General features: G+C 38.1%; 19 protein-coding genes. All 19 read right to left on the bottom strand.

Going from position 1 to position 16,919, the window contains the following annotated elements:
• Positions 1–7 precede the first annotated feature (7 nt).
• The 19 genes from ACSBFT_RS07805 to ACSBFT_RS07715 all read right to left on the bottom strand — a co-directional run bounded on the left by ACSBFT_RS07805 (position 8) and on the right by ACSBFT_RS07715 (position 16,812).
• Entirely contained in the window at positions 8–1,381 is a 1,374-nt protein-coding gene (locus ACSBFT_RS07805) for a TolC family protein (protein WP_489604170.1), read from the bottom strand.
• Between the two features lie 93 nt (positions 1,382–1,474).
• Positions 1,475–2,035 carry a Crp/Fnr family transcriptional regulator gene (locus tag ACSBFT_RS07800; RefSeq protein WP_489604169.1) on the bottom strand — a complete coding sequence of 187 codons (561 nt, stop codon included), beginning with the start codon at positions 2,033–2,035 and terminating at the stop codon, positions 1,475–1,477.
• 163 nt (positions 2,036–2,198) lie between these two features.
• Positions 2,199–2,738: a dihydrofolate reductase family protein gene (locus ACSBFT_RS07795; protein WP_489604168.1), complete on the bottom strand. Its 540-nt coding sequence runs from the start codon at positions 2,736–2,738 to the stop codon at positions 2,199–2,201.
• A 361-nt stretch (positions 2,739–3,099) separates the two neighbouring features.
• The gene (locus tag ACSBFT_RS07790; protein WP_489604167.1) at positions 3,100–3,720 is read right to left on the bottom strand and encodes a MarR family winged helix-turn-helix transcriptional regulator; all 621 of its coding nucleotides are present in this window, start codon (positions 3,718–3,720) and stop codon (positions 3,100–3,102) included.
• 163 nt (positions 3,721–3,883) lie between these two features.
• Positions 3,884–4,117: a thioredoxin family protein gene (locus tag ACSBFT_RS07785; protein ID WP_489604166.1), complete on the bottom strand. Its 234-nt coding sequence runs from the start codon at positions 4,115–4,117 to the stop codon at positions 3,884–3,886.
• Between the two features lie 245 nt (positions 4,118–4,362).
• Positions 4,363–5,064, bottom strand: coding sequence for a hypothetical protein (locus ACSBFT_RS07780; RefSeq protein WP_489604165.1), 702 nt, complete (start codon positions 5,062–5,064; stop codon positions 4,363–4,365).
• A gap of 505 nt (positions 5,065–5,569) precedes the next feature.
• Positions 5,570–6,574, bottom strand: a complete 1,005-nt coding sequence (locus ACSBFT_RS07775) for an NAD-dependent epimerase/dehydratase family protein (protein ID WP_489604164.1) — start codon at positions 6,572–6,574, stop codon at positions 5,570–5,572.
• Between the two features lie 59 nt (positions 6,575–6,633).
• Positions 6,634–7,203: a Crp/Fnr family transcriptional regulator gene (locus ACSBFT_RS07770; RefSeq protein ID WP_463048899.1), complete on the bottom strand. Its 570-nt coding sequence runs from the start codon at positions 7,201–7,203 to the stop codon at positions 6,634–6,636.
• 98 nt (positions 7,204–7,301) lie between these two features.
• Positions 7,302–7,511: a helix-turn-helix domain-containing protein gene (locus ACSBFT_RS07765; protein WP_463048898.1), complete on the bottom strand. Its 210-nt coding sequence runs from the start codon at positions 7,509–7,511 to the stop codon at positions 7,302–7,304.
• Positions 7,512–7,514: 3 nt separating this feature from the next.
• Positions 7,515–8,051: a DUF2975 domain-containing protein gene (locus ACSBFT_RS07760; protein WP_489604163.1), complete on the bottom strand. Its 537-nt coding sequence runs from the start codon at positions 8,049–8,051 to the stop codon at positions 7,515–7,517.
• A gap of 183 nt (positions 8,052–8,234) precedes the next feature.
• Positions 8,235–10,643 (bottom strand): TonB-dependent receptor, encoded by a 2,409-nt coding sequence (locus tag ACSBFT_RS07755; protein ID WP_489604162.1) that lies wholly within the window; start codon positions 10,641–10,643, stop codon positions 8,235–8,237.
• On the bottom strand, positions 10,636–11,073 hold the full coding sequence (locus ACSBFT_RS07750) for a PepSY-like domain-containing protein (protein WP_489604161.1): 438 nt from the start codon (positions 11,071–11,073) through the stop codon (positions 10,636–10,638). Before ACSBFT_RS07750 ends, ACSBFT_RS07755 begins: the two co-directional genes overlap by 8 nt.
• A 56-nt stretch (positions 11,074–11,129) precedes the next feature.
• On the bottom strand, positions 11,130–12,416 hold the full coding sequence (locus tag ACSBFT_RS07745) for a sensor histidine kinase (RefSeq protein ID WP_489604160.1): 1,287 nt from the start codon (positions 12,414–12,416) through the stop codon (positions 11,130–11,132).
• Positions 12,413–13,087, bottom strand: a complete 675-nt coding sequence (locus ACSBFT_RS07740; protein WP_489604159.1) for a response regulator transcription factor — start codon at positions 13,085–13,087, stop codon at positions 12,413–12,415. Before ACSBFT_RS07740 ends, ACSBFT_RS07745 begins: the two co-directional genes overlap by 4 nt.
• A gap of 97 nt (positions 13,088–13,184) precedes the next feature.
• Positions 13,185–13,763 carry a YdeI/OmpD-associated family protein gene (locus ACSBFT_RS07735; RefSeq protein ID WP_489604158.1) on the bottom strand — a complete coding sequence of 193 codons (579 nt, stop codon included), beginning with the start codon at positions 13,761–13,763 and terminating at the stop codon, positions 13,185–13,187.
• 11 nt (positions 13,764–13,774) lie between these two features.
• Positions 13,775–14,158, bottom strand: a complete 384-nt coding sequence (locus tag ACSBFT_RS07730; protein WP_463048891.1) for a DoxX family protein — start codon at positions 14,156–14,158, stop codon at positions 13,775–13,777.
• Positions 14,137–14,613 (bottom strand): SRPBCC family protein, encoded by a 477-nt coding sequence (locus tag ACSBFT_RS07725; RefSeq protein ID WP_489604157.1) that lies wholly within the window; start codon positions 14,611–14,613, stop codon positions 14,137–14,139. Before ACSBFT_RS07725 ends, ACSBFT_RS07730 begins: the two co-directional genes overlap by 22 nt.
• A gap of 6 nt (positions 14,614–14,619) precedes the next feature.
• The gene (locus tag ACSBFT_RS07720; protein WP_489604156.1) at positions 14,620–14,934 is read right to left on the bottom strand and encodes an ArsR/SmtB family transcription factor; all 315 of its coding nucleotides are present in this window, start codon (positions 14,932–14,934) and stop codon (positions 14,620–14,622) included.
• A gap of 150 nt (positions 14,935–15,084) precedes the next feature.
• On the bottom strand, positions 15,085–16,812 hold the full coding sequence (locus ACSBFT_RS07715) for an FAD/NAD(P)-binding protein (protein ID WP_489604155.1): 1,728 nt from the start codon (positions 16,810–16,812) through the stop codon (positions 15,085–15,087).
• Between the last annotated feature and the right edge of the window lie 107 nt (positions 16,813–16,919).

Below are 16,919 nucleotides of genomic sequence, written 5' to 3'. Positions count from 1 at the left end.
TTGTTTATTAATAGTGGAGTATTCCTTTGGCATGCAGTAAAGCTGTGGCAGCCTTACGCTGTTTGAAAAAAGACTCTTGTAATTTGAAATTAGATTTTTCTAACTCGTTTAAAGCATCCAGAACATCGTTTATAGAAGCCATACTATTCTTGTATTGCTTATTAATCATATCATAAGTATCACTGGCTAGTTCAATTTCTTTTTGAACCATCTTTATGTTCTGAAGGCTAGATTGATAAGTTAATTCGGCATTGATGACGCCAAGAGCTATCATTTCTTCGGCTTCTGCTTTTTGTTCGCCATATTTCAGACCTTCTATTTTACTTTTTTCGCTTTTTAAACGCGATTCAAAGCCGTCAAAAACATGCCATTTTAAGCCCACGCCAACGTACCATTTTGGATCTAGTAGCGACAAACCACTTTCCACAAATTCGTAGTGTCCTTTAACCGCCACCTTGGGTATGAAGTTATTCTTTTCCATTTGTGCTTTAAAAAGCGTGGCTTGTTCGGCTTCTTCCAAAGCCATTATTTCATTGCGTTTTTCAGTATCTGATAAGGTGTTTATGGCATAGGGCTGTAATTCAGGACTTAGTGACCTTAAATGCTCTCTATCGTCATTTGTGAGCTGATGAAGCACCTCTATGAGTAAGGTTTTATTTTGCTCAAACTCCAGTAGTTTTCCCTCTAATTGCTGTTTAGCAAGCTCTATCTTTTTACGGTCAATAGGCGTTGTTAAACCGTTTTCTATGGCCTTTCTTACAAAATATTCTTGTTCATTTAGGAAATCTTGTGAAGTTGTGAGTACGCTTTTTGATGCATAAACTAAGGCTAGTTTATCGTAAGTTTCTATAATTTTTAAAGCTACTTTCTCCTTTTCTACCTCGGTAAGGTGGTTTAGAGAAGCTTCTTTGTGTTTACTAGCTTCTATAGCATTATCTACCGCAAACCCACTAAACACCACCCAGTCCAAATCCATATTTGATTTTAAAATGTTTTTGTTCTGCAAATTTGGGACGGCCGTTAATGGAATGGAAGGTGGAAATGGATCATTGAAAGGTATTCCTACCGCCTCTTTAATCAAAAGCTTTTGTGTAGAGATTAAAAGATTTTGGGTGTCGTCATCAAAAGTGATATCATCATTTAGCCTCGTATAACTACCATTGAGTGTCAGCTTAGGAAGCAACACAGATTTTGCTATTTTTTGATCAACTTTAGCCTGTTCTTTATCAAAATTATAGCTATTAACACTATGGCTTTTATCCAGCCCTTGATGTATGAGTGTTCTAAGGTTTGGATCCAAAAGCTGTGCTATAGACGTTGCCGGTAAGAACCATACAAGGGCTAGTAGTAGGACGCTTAATTTGGATTTGGTGTTTTGCATTGTAAATCGTTTGTTATTACAATGCAAAATTGACGAGACAGGAAATCGAATCCTTTGATCTAAATCAAAAAGCGAGAATCAGGTTGATTTAATTTAATCTTTTCTTCTTATTCGGCTTAAGGTTTCTTGTGTTATTCCAAGATAAGAGGCTATGTGCCCTAACGAAACACGCTGGGCAATGTCAGGGAAATCTGCGAGCATATAATTATATCTCTCTTTGGCCGTCTGAAACTGGATAGCGTTGAGTTTTTGGACCATTTGGTTTAAGATTTCAATCGTTACAAGCCTCGCAAGGGTTTCCATCTTGTGATATTTAGCTAACAGTAAATCCATTTTATCTTTAGTAATACTAAAGAGTATGGTATCTTCTAAAATCTCCAGATAGTATAAGCTATGACTTTGTTGAAAGAAGCTATCTGCACTCGTCATGAAGTTACGATCTCCAAAAAACCACTGCGTTACATCTTTTCCATCTTCTTTTAGGTAATAACTTCTGCCAATGCCCTGCTCTATAAAATATAGCTTATGGCAAACTTGACCTTCTCTCACTAACACTTGGTCTTTAGTGACATGTTCTTTTTCAAAATGGGAAACGATGTCGTTCAATTCATCTTGAGAAAATGGCACAAGCTTTAATAGAAATTCAGAAATCATATTTATGTCATTACAAAGTTAAAACATTTCATATAGCTGCTTGGAGGCCCTTGAAAGGCGAATGTCGGGCTTTAAGAGAATAATCCAAAAGATGAATCCTGAGCAATAGAAGCCTTATTCTTCATCACTTCTGCCAGAGCCTTCTACTTCACAAGTATTCGTTTTATCTTCTTCTTATAAAATGATTTTGAACCACTTTCTCCAAATATATTTTAGTATCAAGGCATTCGAAATCCAAGCGGTTATGCATTTTCGAAAATAAAGGAATGCCGCCACCCAACAAAAATGGAATGATGGTAATCGTCATTTCGTCCATTAAATCTTCTCTCAAGAAACTTTGGATGGTTCTGCCTCCATCTATATAAAGCCTATGATATCCTTTGCCATGAATTTGTCTTAGAATGTCTTTTAAAGTACCGTTAAGCAGTTCGGCTTTTCCTTCATATGCTTGGGGGATCTCTGTCAAACTATTGCTCAGTACAAAAACAGGCTTTTCATAAGGCCAATCTATATCAAAGCCACATACGGTTTCAAAAGTGGTTCTTCCCATAACAAGGGCATCTATTTGGGACATAAATGCACCATATCCCATGTCAATATTATCAGGATTTGGAATGGCATGAAGCCAGTCTATTCCACCGTTTTTGTCGGCAATATATCCGTCAATGCTTGTTGCAATAAATATTTTGTTTTCTGACGCCATTTTTTTTCGTGTCTTGAACAAAGATATTGGTTTTTTAGGAGAATAAAGCATGGGTTTAGACGGTCCGTTGTGTACGTGAGAGAAGCTAATTAATCCCGCTTTATGCATTAGAAAATCTCCCGATTTTATTGGGACAGTAAAAAAAAGCTTCAAATCATTTCGTATACCCATTTAAACTCAATCAGCAGAACCCTTCGACAAAAAGCTCAGGGTAAACGCGATGCAAATTTCGTTTAAATGCCTGATTTATTACACTTAAACACTCATTGCGATGCTACAATGCATAAACCACTTCAAAGGCATAAATTAATACGAAGGCTGTTGAAGTTGAAAGCTATGAATTTGGTTTCAATTCCCATTTTTAGCTCATATTTCCTACTGTCTTTTCTTCAAATTCAGGACAATCCAATCGGATATCAGAAGTCAATAATTCTTTTTTTATAAGCTTACAGTAACTCTTGTTGTCAGATTTATCGTAAAATGTACAACCATAGCAGGTTCGCTGAACGGTTAAGATGCCATTCTTTTGCAATTGATAGATCAACTTAGATAATGTTTCAAACATATTTTCTAAATCGGCTGTTTCATTTTTCTTTAATTGCGTTTCTATGGGGTTCGCAAAATTTTCTGTTTCTGCTACTGTTTTTCTACCCAAGTCGGATAATAAAATCGAGTAACTGCGACTGTCGGATAAAGAATAATCTTTAATGATGTATTTCTTTTTATCCAACATTTTTATAGCGTCACTTACGGTTGGTTTTGTAATATTAAATTCTTTGGCTAGATGGCTAACATTACAAAGTTCGGATTTATGATACGCAAGAAAAATGAGTATTTGAATCTGAATAGGGCTTAAACCTATCACTTTGGCGTGTTCCCATAGTAAAACTTTAAAGACTTCAGATACCCGCTCCAAAGCAACCACAATTTTACTCGATACACTTTCCTGCTGAAAGTTGATATTGAAAGCACTTTTTTCCATGGATGAACATACCTTGATTAATGTGATAGGTAAAGTTAGCAATCCTAATTACGCTAGTCTCATAATTGGTTGAAATTTGCTTGGTAAGGGAAGGGATTCAAATAATTTGGGTTAAAGTTAGGAGCTCTTAAGGGAAGGACTCCTAACTAAGTGTGTTAAATTTTTAACCTTTAACATCTGCCATAGATGCCCCAAAATTAATGTGAAGCACATTCCCATTTGGTGTAACTAAAGCTGGAACGGATTTTACACCCAACTTTTCTGCCTCCGAGATACGAGATTTTGTATCCTGAAAATTTACAACTTCTACATCCGATGGATTGATAAGGTTTAAGATGTCTTGCTCTGCACTGAGGCAAACGGGACACCCTGCGTGATAAAAGATGGACTTACTCATAACTATTGGTTTTAAATCTTCTAGCAATATTGCCGATATAAATATAGTAAGGAATCCTAACAAATTAGATTGTTTTCTTTTTATTTATGGCATGGCTATGCTCGAGTAAGGAAGAGCGGAACTAATACGAGCTGTACTTTTAGAAAGGTTTTAGTTCCTAAATTAGGACAGGTTAAAGAGGGGTAAATCCTTGGTGGAGGTCTGGCTTCAAGCAGAATGTTAGGCTTTTACAAAATGCATTCCTTTTAAAGTTCATAACCTGCAAAGCGGTTCATTAAAGAAATCCACCACGCCCAATCACCCGCAAAGTACATGAGAGCATGCAAAGTGGCTATGGCCATAAAAACGGGGACGTAGGTATATCTTATTTCCCTATATTTCCGCTCTTTAAAAATAATGATGAGCAGAATCAGCTCTATCAATACATAGGAATAAGTCAGGGATTGGTGGAAATTAGAGGCTAATTGAAAGGAGAAAAATACCCTTGTTAATGCGGGTACCAGAGGTGCAAATATGGTGCAGACCATAAACCGAGCATGGAGCTTGATGTTTTTTCGATAATAAATGCCTAAAGCATAAAGTGCAAGGAAACCGATTAGGGTAAATGCGTCAATAAAAGCTAAATTATAAACAATATTGGGAGGATAACTGGCTTGTCTCAGAATCATGAGTTTCATCATTTCAAAGCCCGCAAGTACCAATACAGGCACCACAATCAGAGAAACCCAACCTAATTTTCTGTGAATTTTGAGCTTTCCTAAAGTGTATAATAAGGGTTGAATAATCAACAATGTCATCCAAAGTGTGGCTGAGATTCCATGGATGTGATATATGAAGGTTGTTTCCTTTAACTTGAAGAAATACGACTCGGAAAATCCAAGGTAAATAATGATTAAACCGAAAATGAGATAAAGATATGCTCTATCGTAGAACCTTTGTTTTTTCATCTTCTTATCACTTTAGTAAATGAAGCATTACACTATAAAAATAAGGCTAGTTATTTATAATCTGGATAACAGGCTATCCCCAAACGGGACATTTACAACAAAACATGATTTAGCAAACAAAACCGCTTCATGATTTCATATACGAATTTAATGCTTTAAGTTAAAGCTCTTAAAAACCGTTGATTCATTTTATTCTGTGGTCTGTAACAAAGATCTAAGTCACGTTTCAGCAGGCTTGCATTCAAACGCTAATAAGTCGCCGTGTTGGTAGTCAAAGGCTAGTGCAAGTGCTCACAAGCTTTGATAGCATAAACTTGGTTTCAATCTATTTTTGGAGGTAGAGCGAATGTTATAAAACTTGGACTTATCGATAGTTGTCCATAACGAGGGTAAAAAATACTATGATTTACCCTCGTTCATGTTTCGAAGGTAAACATTACCCTCGTTTGTGATTGCTTAGTTTTTTTAAGTAATAAAACCACAAGAAACCTCTAGACAAGTTCACCTACACCTGCTCCCAATCATTCTTAAGATAATCCATTGCTTCCAATAAGGCGGTTTTAGATGGCTTCGGATTAAAGCCTAGTTCTTCTCTAGATTTGCTGATGTCATAGTCTTGTTTCAAACCATAAAACATGTCCACATAATGACGTTGAAGTTGTGGTTCTTTGCCCGTTATTTTACTTCCAAACTCCATCAAGCCAGCTACGGTGTAAAGCAGACATTTAGGCACTTTTTTAGGTGTTTTTAGTTTTAATTCTGGATAGCTTTCAGCGGCTATTTTTACACTTTCTTGTAAAGAAGTATGCTGTTCGTTGGCAAGAATATAGCGTTCGCCATTTCTACCTTTTAGCATGGCTTGGTATGCACCCAAAGCCACATCTTTAACGTCTATCCAATTCAAGGTAACATTGGTATCTACAGGAATTTCACCATCTAATATTTGTTTCACGAGGCCATTGGTGTAGCTAAGTTTATGAGCCACGCGGCCTATCATGGCCGATGGTAATACTATCACGGTTCTGATGCCATATTTTTCCCCTAATTCTATCGCAAGTTTATCCGAATCATTTTTGGAGTTGTAATACCAGTTTCTGCGGTCTTGGTTATATCCATTATCCACATTTGCTGGTAATTTGGTGAAATCTAATGAGGCTACCGAACTTACATATACTATGTTTTTAATGCCGCATTCTTTGGCTATATCAAACACATTTTGAGTGCCTTGTACATTATTATCATATATTTCAACCTTGGGGTTTTTAGCCCACATACTAAAATTTGCTCCTACCGCGTATAAGTTTGTCACGCCTTTAAATGCCTTTTTTAGGGATAATCTGTCGGTAATGTCGGCCTGCACTACTTCACAGTCTAAACCTTTAAAGGCACCTTGATTGTTTATGTTTCTGACGCTTGCTCTTACTTCATGATTTTTTGAAAGTAATAATCGGACTAAATTGTTTCCTAAATGTCCGTTTGCACCTGTGACTAATGATATTTCTTTGCTCATATTTTTGTTTTCTGTTTAGCAAATTTCAAGAGGAATTGAGCATTTTAAAATAACATTTGTTAGAAAGCGATTTGCTTGCGGATTCTACTCAAAGACTGTGGTTCCATGCCTAAGAAAGAAGCGATGTTTTCTACCGAAACATTTAAGGCTAAATTAGGATGCTGATTCATAAACTTTACATACCGCTCTTTAGCCGTTAAAACCTGAAAGTCTTTAACGCGTTCCAGTTTGCAACTCAAATGTTCATTGGTCACTGTATTTACTAATTCACTAAAGAAGCTGCTGCTTTCTTGTAAGAGGTCAAAATCAGGCTTAGAAATCTTAATAAGATTACAGTCTGAAACCGTTTCATAATATTCTACGGATGGCGTTTCACTCATAAAACTATCCAAAGCTGTGAAAAAGTCCTGTTCAGGAACTAGATGCTGAATGACTAATTTACCATCCACGTTTTGATATCCTTTTACTATTCCCTTATTCAAAAAATATAGATACCGCTCTACATTCCCTGCTTCTAAAAGTTTGCTATGTGCCGGAACATTTTCCACAATCACACATTTTTCCAATAAACTGATGTCGTCAGGGGTGATAGGAAATCGTGCTGTAATAAATTTTAGAAGGCTTTTCATGGAAATCGTCTGTTAAGTAGCGATGGTTTTTGCTTTAACAGCTCAAAGTAGGAATAAATTCGGAAGGACTTAAAAAGCATAGCTTATCGCAAGAAATGTTAATCCTCACTTGTGAATTCCAAAAGGTCACCAGGCTGACAGTCTAGGGCTTCGCAGATGGATTCTAAAGTGCTGAATCTAATGGCTTTTGCTTTGCCAGTCTTTAAGATGGAAAGATTAGATAATGTCAAACCAACCCGTTCTGAAAGTTCGTTCAGGGAGATTTTACGCTTTGCCATCATCACGTCTAAGTTTACAATGATTGGCATAGTTTATACGGTTAAATCGTTCTCGTCTTGAATGGTTATGCCTCTTTTGAAAATATTGGCTATAATATAGACTACAGCTGCCATTAAAATGAATGCTTGACTGTCTGCCCAAAATGGATTTAGGTTATCCGTAACAAAACCTTGATGCATTAAGTTTTTGGCTGACTGCCTGCCTATGTAACTTAATAATCCAATGGAAAAGGTGTAGTAACTAATTTGTGATATTTGCTCCGATACAAACTGGTTGAAGGGTTTTAATAGATCGAAATGGCTAACAAGTTTTATGACCACATAAAATAGGTATGCTTTTAAAAGGGATATGACTAAGATAAAACTATACATACCGTAAAATGCCCATTTGCTCTCCGTATATATGCTGCTTAGGTCGAGCTTCTGATATAAGTTTTGAACAAATTCGGGTTTATAGATGCTGAAAACAAAATTGACCAGCAAACCTCCGGCCTCAATGCATAAGCCAACGAAGATAATCCAAGCCACAATTTTAAGAGCCGTAAATACAAAATTATCTGTTTTTGACATAATTGATAAATGTTAAATTATGTCGAAAGGTAATATATATTTATTGATAAGCAATAAAAATATATTCTTTTGCAATGATTATTTTCTTCTCTTATGTGAGTTGATAAGTGGAACAATTCTCTACAAAAAAAAACACCCCACCAGAAACCCGATAAGGTGCATTAAAAAGAGATTAAGAAGAATCTAAAACTTATAACTATACCCCAATCTAATCACCTGCGTTTCGTAATAGTTTTTGCTGGTATAGTTGAAGTTGTTTCCTGTCACTTTGGTTTTGATGACCATGGTGTTTAAGAGGTCGGTGGCGTTTAAGAATAGCTCGCCTTTACCGTTTTGTATGCGTTTTTTCACACCTGCATCAAGCGAAAACCTAGCGTCTATGGTTCCCTGAGGAATAATATCTGGGCTAAGGTATATGGCGGTTAGCTGTGCTTCTGTGTTTTTTATAAACTTGAAATTGGTGTTTAGTTTTACATTACCTGCAAATATTTCTTGCTGCTCCGCTGTAAAGGTATTGACTACAGGATATTGATTGGTCACCGTAAATGCAGCTATCTGATTATGATAACCATTCAAATTCAGATTCATGCTGACCTTCTCGCTCAGCTCTCTGCTGAGTACCACTTCTAGCCCAGTATTATAGCTTTTTCCTGCGTTCTGAGAGATATTATATATCAGGTTACTGGCGTCTACCGTAGTCGCTATTCTGGTAATGGTACCATCTGAAATTCTATGATACAGGGCACTGTAGAAATAGCCTTTGTTCCAGTCGTTTTTAAAGCCCAACTCAAAACTATTGGTAAACTGCGGCTGCAAACCAGGGTTACCCACTTTTATAATTTCAGCGTCGTCGTATTTCGGAAAAATCCTGATGTCACCCTCATCTGGTCGGCCCACTCTGCGGTTATAAAATGCAGAGAGTTTGTTACGGTCGTTCAGTTTATAAGAGATTCTGGCATTAGGGAAGGGTTGCAAATAGTTGTAACCGTTACTCTTATATGTATTGTGATTTGGGTCTACTTTGTAGCTTAAATTCACATACTCCATTCTTAGCCCCAGCTCGGCTTCCAATTTTTTGACCTCGTAGGTATAATTACCATAAAGTGCGGGTATGGTTTCGGTATAGGTCGCTTTGCCGTCGGCACCGGTATCTAGGACAGAGTTGGTGACGGCAGGGTTAAACTGCATATCCGTAGGGATAGTTCTTCTTCTAAATTTAACACCCGTTTCCAGTAGACCATGTTTCATGGGTCTGGTATAGTCCAACGTAAAATCGGCTACTTTTTGGTCGGCTATCAGGAAGAAAGACTCTTTATTACTGAAAGTGGGCTGGGTGTTGGTGAAGAAATATTTTTCGTCTTCGCGGTCAAAAGTATAATTGAATCCTATGTTTAATTTGCGTCCTGGCTGCTCAAATTTATGTTCGTAAGCCACCGAAGCCATGGCAGCGGTAAGCACTTCATCTTCTAAGAATTGCCAAAGTCTTAAACGCTCTCCTGTGTTTCCGCTAAAAAATGGCTGGTCGCCATAATCTTTAATGGTTTCTTGAGAGAATAAACCTGAAATGGTCAAGGTGTTTTGCTCATTTATAAACCAATCTAAACCCGCTTTAGATGTGAAAAAGTTGGTGTCTCTGTTTCGTTTCATTTGCTGATTAACCACGGTGCCGTCGGCATAAGTTCTGGTGATAAACTCATTTTTATTGAGCGTTTGGGTATACAGGTTATCAGCTTGTAAAAATAAATTGACTTTCTTTTTTCTATAGTTGAGAGCCACCGAAGGGTTAATTTTTGGTGTAGCCTGATATTGCGGACGTATGCCGGGCAGGTTTTCTCTACGAACCCACAAGGCTCCCAATCCTGTAGATAAACCCACTTTTCCGTTCAGTCCATTTTGTTCTTCTTTTTTGAGAATGATATTGATAATACCCGCATTTCCGTTGGCGTCATATTTTGCCGAAGGGTTATTAATGATTTCAATTTTGGCTACGGCAGAGGCAGGAATATTGTCTAAACCATTTTGGTTTCCAAAACCCGTGATAGCCGTTTGTTTGCCATCAATCAATATGGTGACTTGGCTATTTCCTCTCAGCTGCACTTGGCCGTTTGTGGTGGTAAGTCCAGGCAAATTGTTCATAGACTGCAGCACGCTACCACCGCCTTGGCTAATGTTATCGTCTACAGTGTAGGTTTTTTTATCCATGGTGGTAGCCACAGCATCTTGGCTGGCAGTCACCACTACTTCGTTGAGTTGCTGGGCGTTTTCTTGTAACATAATGATTCCGATGTCAATAAACTCAGAATTGGAACCTACAAAGAGCGGAGCGGTATGTTTCGTATAACCCATATAGGTCATTTCAATGACGTAGTCGGCAGGTTTTACATGTTCCAGCGTAAAGAGTCCTTTGTCGTTTGTGATGGTTCCAGATACAAAAGATAGGTCAGCGGCGTTTTTCAAAACCACATTGACAAAGGGTAGGGGTTCAGAGCTTACTTTATCTTTCAAAGTTCCGGATACGCTTACCGATGTTTTCTGTGCCAAGAGCCCAAAGGGCGATAGCAGGATGCACGCGAATAGAATATGCTTAATCATTTGTTTTTGTTTGGCTTAATTGTCCTTTTGAGTTTATTGTTACTTCGAGTTTTTCTTCTCCTACTTCAATCTGAAACTCGTATGATTGGTCTAAAGAAGTTTCCGAGATCTCCGCTTCTTCTATCTTGTAATCGTTGAAGTTTTGATCTAAAATAGCACGTATTTCTGCGGGGATTTCAGACGTATTAATCTCAAATTCTGTTTCTTTCCAGTCGCCAATGGTAGAGAAGTTGGCAGAATAAGCTTTGTCACTGACTTTGAACTCCGCTTCCCATTCTGTTTGGTTTTCCATTTCCCATGATACTTTTTTAGCATCTGGAAATTTTTCATTGAAAGCGGTCAGTACTTTTTCAGGAGCTGTTTCAGACAGGCTACACGATGGCAGCGTGAGCGTACCTAAAAGTAATGTCAACCCTATTAAATTTTTCATGTTTGAATTTTATATGGCACAAAAATCAGATAGGAATTAGAAGAAATTTGGAATTTTTAGAATACTACAGAAAAAGTGTGAAATTCGTTTTCAAAACGATAGTCCACTTGCCAATTATTTTTATTGGCAATCTCCTTAATGATGGCAAGACCTAATCCACTACTGACTTTATCTTTTGATGCAGAGGCAAATCGCTCAAACAAATGTTTTTGGTCTAAAGCATTCTTTCCTGAGTTGGCCATGGAAATCGATCTTTTTTCCAGTTTGATGAGGATTTCGCCTTCGGAAAAAGTATGCCTGATGGCATTAGAAAGTAAGTTTTGGAGAAGCGTTTCTAGTAAAAAGCCGTTGGCATTTATGGAAATGGTGTCTTTCATATTGGTCACCACTTTCAGTTGTTTGGCATTCATATAATCTTCAAAAAGGACTAAGGCGGAATCCATATATTGTCCTACATCCAGTTTTTCTTGCTCTCTGTATTGATGGTTTTCCACTTTTGCCAGCAGCAGCAGGTTCTTATTGATGCGAGATAGACGAGTAAGCGGAGCTTCAATACTGCTTAATAACTGCGATATTTCTGGCGTTACAGCCTTTTCCTGAATCAGTAAATCAAGTTTTGATTTCAGCAGAGCAATGGGTGTTTGAAGCTCATGGGAAGCATTTTCTATGAATGATTTTTGCTGCTGATAGGCCGCAATATTGTTTTGGACCAAATCTTGAATGGATTGGTTCAGTTCCACAAATTCTTGAATGTCGGTAGGAGCTAGGTTTAGTTCTTGGTCTTTACGGAGATCAAAAGATTGTAAAGAACGCAGGGTTTGATAGAATGGCCGCCAACTATTTGCCGCTATTTTTCGATTGAGTAAAATGAAACCGATTATCAATATCACAAAAAACATAAATGTAACGATTGTGACCGCTAGCAATGTTTGGTCTGCTTCTTCTACATTGGTTTCTATGGTGACTTGATAGGGCTGCCCGCTGATGTCTAGATAAGATATAAGTCCACGAAAACGGTCTTCACCATCGTCTACGTCATATTCGTTAGGTCTGATAACCTCATAAACGCTATCTGCTCGACTTTGAAGTTTGTCTGTTTTAGCAATGGATACACCGGGCTGTAACTGACCCCAAATTTGATTTATCTTTTCTATGTCGTCGGGTGTAAATGTATTTGATTGAAGTCGTTTTTTCGTGTGTTGTAGCGTAAGCCAATTGTTTTCGTCCAGCTCATTGACCCAAATGCGGTCTACCACTACCACATAAACAGGAATGCTGATGAGTAGCACCAGCAAGGCGTAAAGGATAAAGGCTTTAAGGGGTCTGTTAAGTAACTTATTCATAGTTCCCATTTATATCCGGTTCCGTATATGGTTTTGATGTAATCGCCGTAACCACTTTCCTTTAATTTTCTTTTGAGGTTTTTGAGGTGTGCGTATACAAAATCGTGGTTGTCAAACATATCGGCAAAATCTCCAGAAAGGTGTTCAGCGATGGCACTTTTAGAAAGCACTCTGTTTTTGTTTCCTATAAAGAAGAGGAGCAGGTCAAATTCTTTTTTTGTGAGGATAACGGGAGTCTGGTTTACAGTAACAGTTTTAGAATGAATGTCAATGGATAATTCGTTTTGAGAAATGACATTATGGTTATCAAATTGTTTTCTTCTTATTAGCGATTCTATGCGTGCCGCTAACTCTGCCTGATGAAAGGGCTTGGCGAGGTAATCATCTGCTCCTAGTTTCAGGCCTTTCACTTTGTCGTCTAGCGAATTTTTAGCAGAAATGATAATGACGCCCTCTTGTTTGTTTTGCTTTTTTAGTTCATCCAGAATGCTTAATCCATCGCCCCCAGGAAGCATAAGGTCTAGAAGAATGCAATCGTATTCATGCGTGAAAATCCGTTCCATAGCAGACGGGTAATCAGAAACCCATTCACAACGGTATTGCTCATTGGTGAGGAATTTTACCATGTCTTGAGCCAACTCTGTTTCATCTTCGATAATCAGGATTTTCATGGTGTCAAAGAAACGAACAGATTTGGAAGAAATTTAGAATACTTCTTTTGTGCATTGAAATTTAGTATTTCTGGCGTTTTAATGAAGCCCAAAAACGTCAATCTGTTAAACCTTTTCCATCCAATATTTGAGGTATATATTTCTCCACTCTGCTCGTTCGTGTTTTGGATTGCTTGGCTTGCGAAAAATTATAAATATATCCCCTTTGCCTACCCGGAGTCAGTGCTTCAAAAGCTTTTTTGAGAGCGGGGTTTTCATCCAGTTTTACTTGAAACTCTTCTGGTATTTCGTATTCAGAGGTCTTTTTAAGCACCACTTTTGCACCAGAGTCTTCCACTTCACAGGCTTCAAAAACATAATCTGTGATCAGGTCTTTCATCTCGAATATGTCGGGAACACTTTTAAACCTCATTTGCCTAGCCGACTGTACGCTTTCTGTTTGCTGAATTAAAACACCCTTGCTGTCTTTTAATAAAACGCCTTTAGGAAAGAGTATGGCACAGTATTCTTTAAAAGTATGTATCAAAACCACATTATTTTTCTTATAAGTGTAAGTAGGCACACCCCATTTAAGTTTTTCCACCAGTTGGCAGTCGAGTATAATGGTTCTTAATGCTTTGATTTCTTCCTGCCATTTTTCGGCTTTGGTAAAGTACCAATCTACTTTCGGGTTCATAGTTTATTCCATTAAGAATTATAAGTAAGGATCAGTTTTCTCGATGCTGGTCTTAAATACCAAGATGCCACGGCAAGGCAAACGATAACCAAGGGTACTATGATATGAATCACTTCACTGCCCGACATGATGTGAGAGATGGAAGCTCCGGTCATGGCAAAGACTATTCCTGCATAAGCCCACTCTTTCAGTAATGCGAATTTAGGAAGGAGTACGGCGATGATGGCCAGCAGTTTCCAGAAGCCAATGATAGACAAGAAATATAAGGGGTAGCCCAATGGAGCAAAACCTTCCACCACCTCTTTGATTTGTAACAGTTGGCCTAAACCACCAATCATTGTAAAACACAGCAATCCTGTGCTTATCCAGTATGCTATTTTTCTTCTTTTTTCCATTGTCTTAAAGTTTTTTCTAGTCGGTTATGAGCCATATTTAGGCCGATGGCAAATGGCAATTTTAATTGTTCTGCTCTATGTGTGGCGGACTGATAAATGATATGCATCTTTAATTTACTAGTCTGGTTTGTAAGTGGCTCAAACTCCAGAAATTCTAACTGAGTGCCAAAAGGCATATCCTCAAATTCAAATGTCCTTGTAATGTTTTTATTAGGCTTGAAAGCATGAATGACGCCGTGGAAACGGTAGGTATTGCCATTTGGACCGCTTGTTTCAAAGAGGAAACTGCCATGTTTTTTACTTTCCAGTTTCAACACTTTTGTGCCCATCCATTGTTCCAAAAGATCGGCCTCGGCATGGGCTTTGAAAAGCAAGGCTACAGGTATATCAAATTCTCTTGTTATCCATAAATCTTGCTCGCCTTCTTTGGCTTGAATGCTCGTTTTTCGTTCCATGGTTTGTTAAGTAAAGTTTTTCATGAGGGTCTCTAATTTATTGAATCTGTCGTCCCACATTTGTCTGAAAGGCTCAATGAATTCGGCCACTTCCTTCATTTGTTTTGCATTGGTTTGATAGTACACTTCTCTGCCGTTTTGCTCTTGATGAAGCAACTCACATGCGGTCAGGATTTGTAAGTGCTTTGAAACGGTGGGTCTAGAGGTATTGAAATTTGATGCGATAGCACCAGCAGTCATAGATTGCGATGCCACCAACAGCAGTATGCCCCTTCTTGTTGGGTCTGCAATGGCCTGGAAAACATCTCGTCTTAAATTCATTATGAAGTCATTTGGCTACGAATATATATGTAGTTATTCGGCTACGCAAATCTTATTGATTTATTTTCAGTGGTATATGCGTGTTAAACTATTTTTCTCATGGAGTAGAGAAAGTGTAGGATTTAGGACATTAAAAAAATAGGTATACACCTAAGTCAAGCGTAAGGCGGCTTGCTTCGCCCAGTTTTTAGGCCGTGTTCCAAAACACTCCGCAATAGCGTCTACACCAATAATGGTTCCTCTGGCCAATCGTCCTAGTAAAGCTATGGGAATTTGCGTATTGACATTTTTAGATTTTACATAGCCGTTTTCATCGGTGTCAACACCGTGTTCGTCATGAACCGCTTCTATTAAATCACTGGAAAGTAAATTTTCTATTATAGGTGAATTGACCATTTCAATTTTAGGTGGGTCCAAAACAGAATTAATCATTATTTCGGCGGTTAAGGTCTTGTTTTTACCGATAAACTGCCATCCTGTGGGACTCAACTTGAACGTTGGGTTTTGCAGCATTTCCAAGTTCATAATGCCCGATTTTACAAGGGCTAGCATTTGCTGTATGCTTTCCACTGGTGGGCCATAAGAATACCTTTTTGTGCTTTCATCTAGAGCAATGATATCCGAAAAAACGTTTATAGAACACGCATTAAATGAAAGGTGCATATAAAGGGATGGCTGACAGAATCGCCAAACTTGACCTACGCAGTAATCTAGGCTAATGGCTTCTTTTCCGCTGGCCATTGCCACAAAGTCATCCATGATTTTGCTGGCCGACTGCTTTTGCGAAAGCAGTGCTTCATGTTGAAATTCTTGGTTTAATAAATATTCTTTAATCACCTGTTCGGCCTCTACCAAGGTTAATTTTTCCGCCATCCAAGCATTTGGTAGACCCAAGTAGATTTTAGCGGCTATTGGAGCAAAGGCTTCTATCAGAAAAAGGGTGTTCACGGCCTCCCGCTGCGTTTTTTTGTTTCCTATCTGGGTTTCAAAAGTTAATAGCTGGTTTGCTGAAGGTCTAAACCACTCATTTATTTTTTCATTTAGCGGTTTGGGAGCGAGTGGTAAACCGTCTAATGAAAAAGGGATAATCATGTCAGAAATATCAAAAGAAGTGGTGTAATGGCATGCTCTGGTATAGGCATCATCTGTTATGAAATCACCATACTTTTCGGCGATGCCCCTTATCACATCTACCATCGACAAGCCAAAACCACGAATACCGATTTTGCTTTTTTCTGTGAGCAAGGGGTGGTTTAAAAAGTCCTGAACAGGGTATGGAGCTTTGAAAAGTTTGGTTTTACAATGGGCTGAAGAAAAACGATCCCAATCCAGCATTTGTTCTCCATGCTCTGTGGGTTGATGACCTATCGTTAAAAGCACTTCGTCTACATTATCAAAGGTACTTTCACTGCTTTTAATACAGAGTTTTCCATCGTCTTTGAGTTGAATATCTACCACTTTCTCTGTCCATAAAGTAATGATGCCAGCACGTATAAGTGGTGCTACAAAAGCCTGAAAGCGTTCGTGTAAATATTTTCCAATTTTGCTTCTAGGTGGATAGTAGTCTGCTTTAAGGGGTGATATTTCCTTATAATCTTCTTTTATCCAATCTTTATAGGTTGGGAACGATGGCAGATGAATTGTATCAATTTGCTGTGTTTCTCGCATTTCAAGAGATAGAACACGATCAGAAACGTTCATCCAATTGGTTTTGGGCTGGTTTATGTCATACACCTGTCCATTTCCGAAATGGCCAGTTTCTTCAAAAAGTAATATGTCCACCTTACGCAAATCTCGAATTTCCAAGACGAAATTCTCTAAAGCATAAAGTCCTCTAGGACCTACACCGATAATTCCTAAAACTTTTTTCTCCGGCATACTTGATGTTAAATGAACGGAACTAGCAGATCTAATTTCATGCACTAAAATACGCCAGAAAAATATTTTGGATTATCAGTTTGCTGCACTTTAAACCTAGTTTGCAT

The organism is Arcticibacterium sp. SM2516 (assembly GCF_057914865.1).
This window is presented reverse-complemented; position numbering and strand designations above follow the sequence as displayed.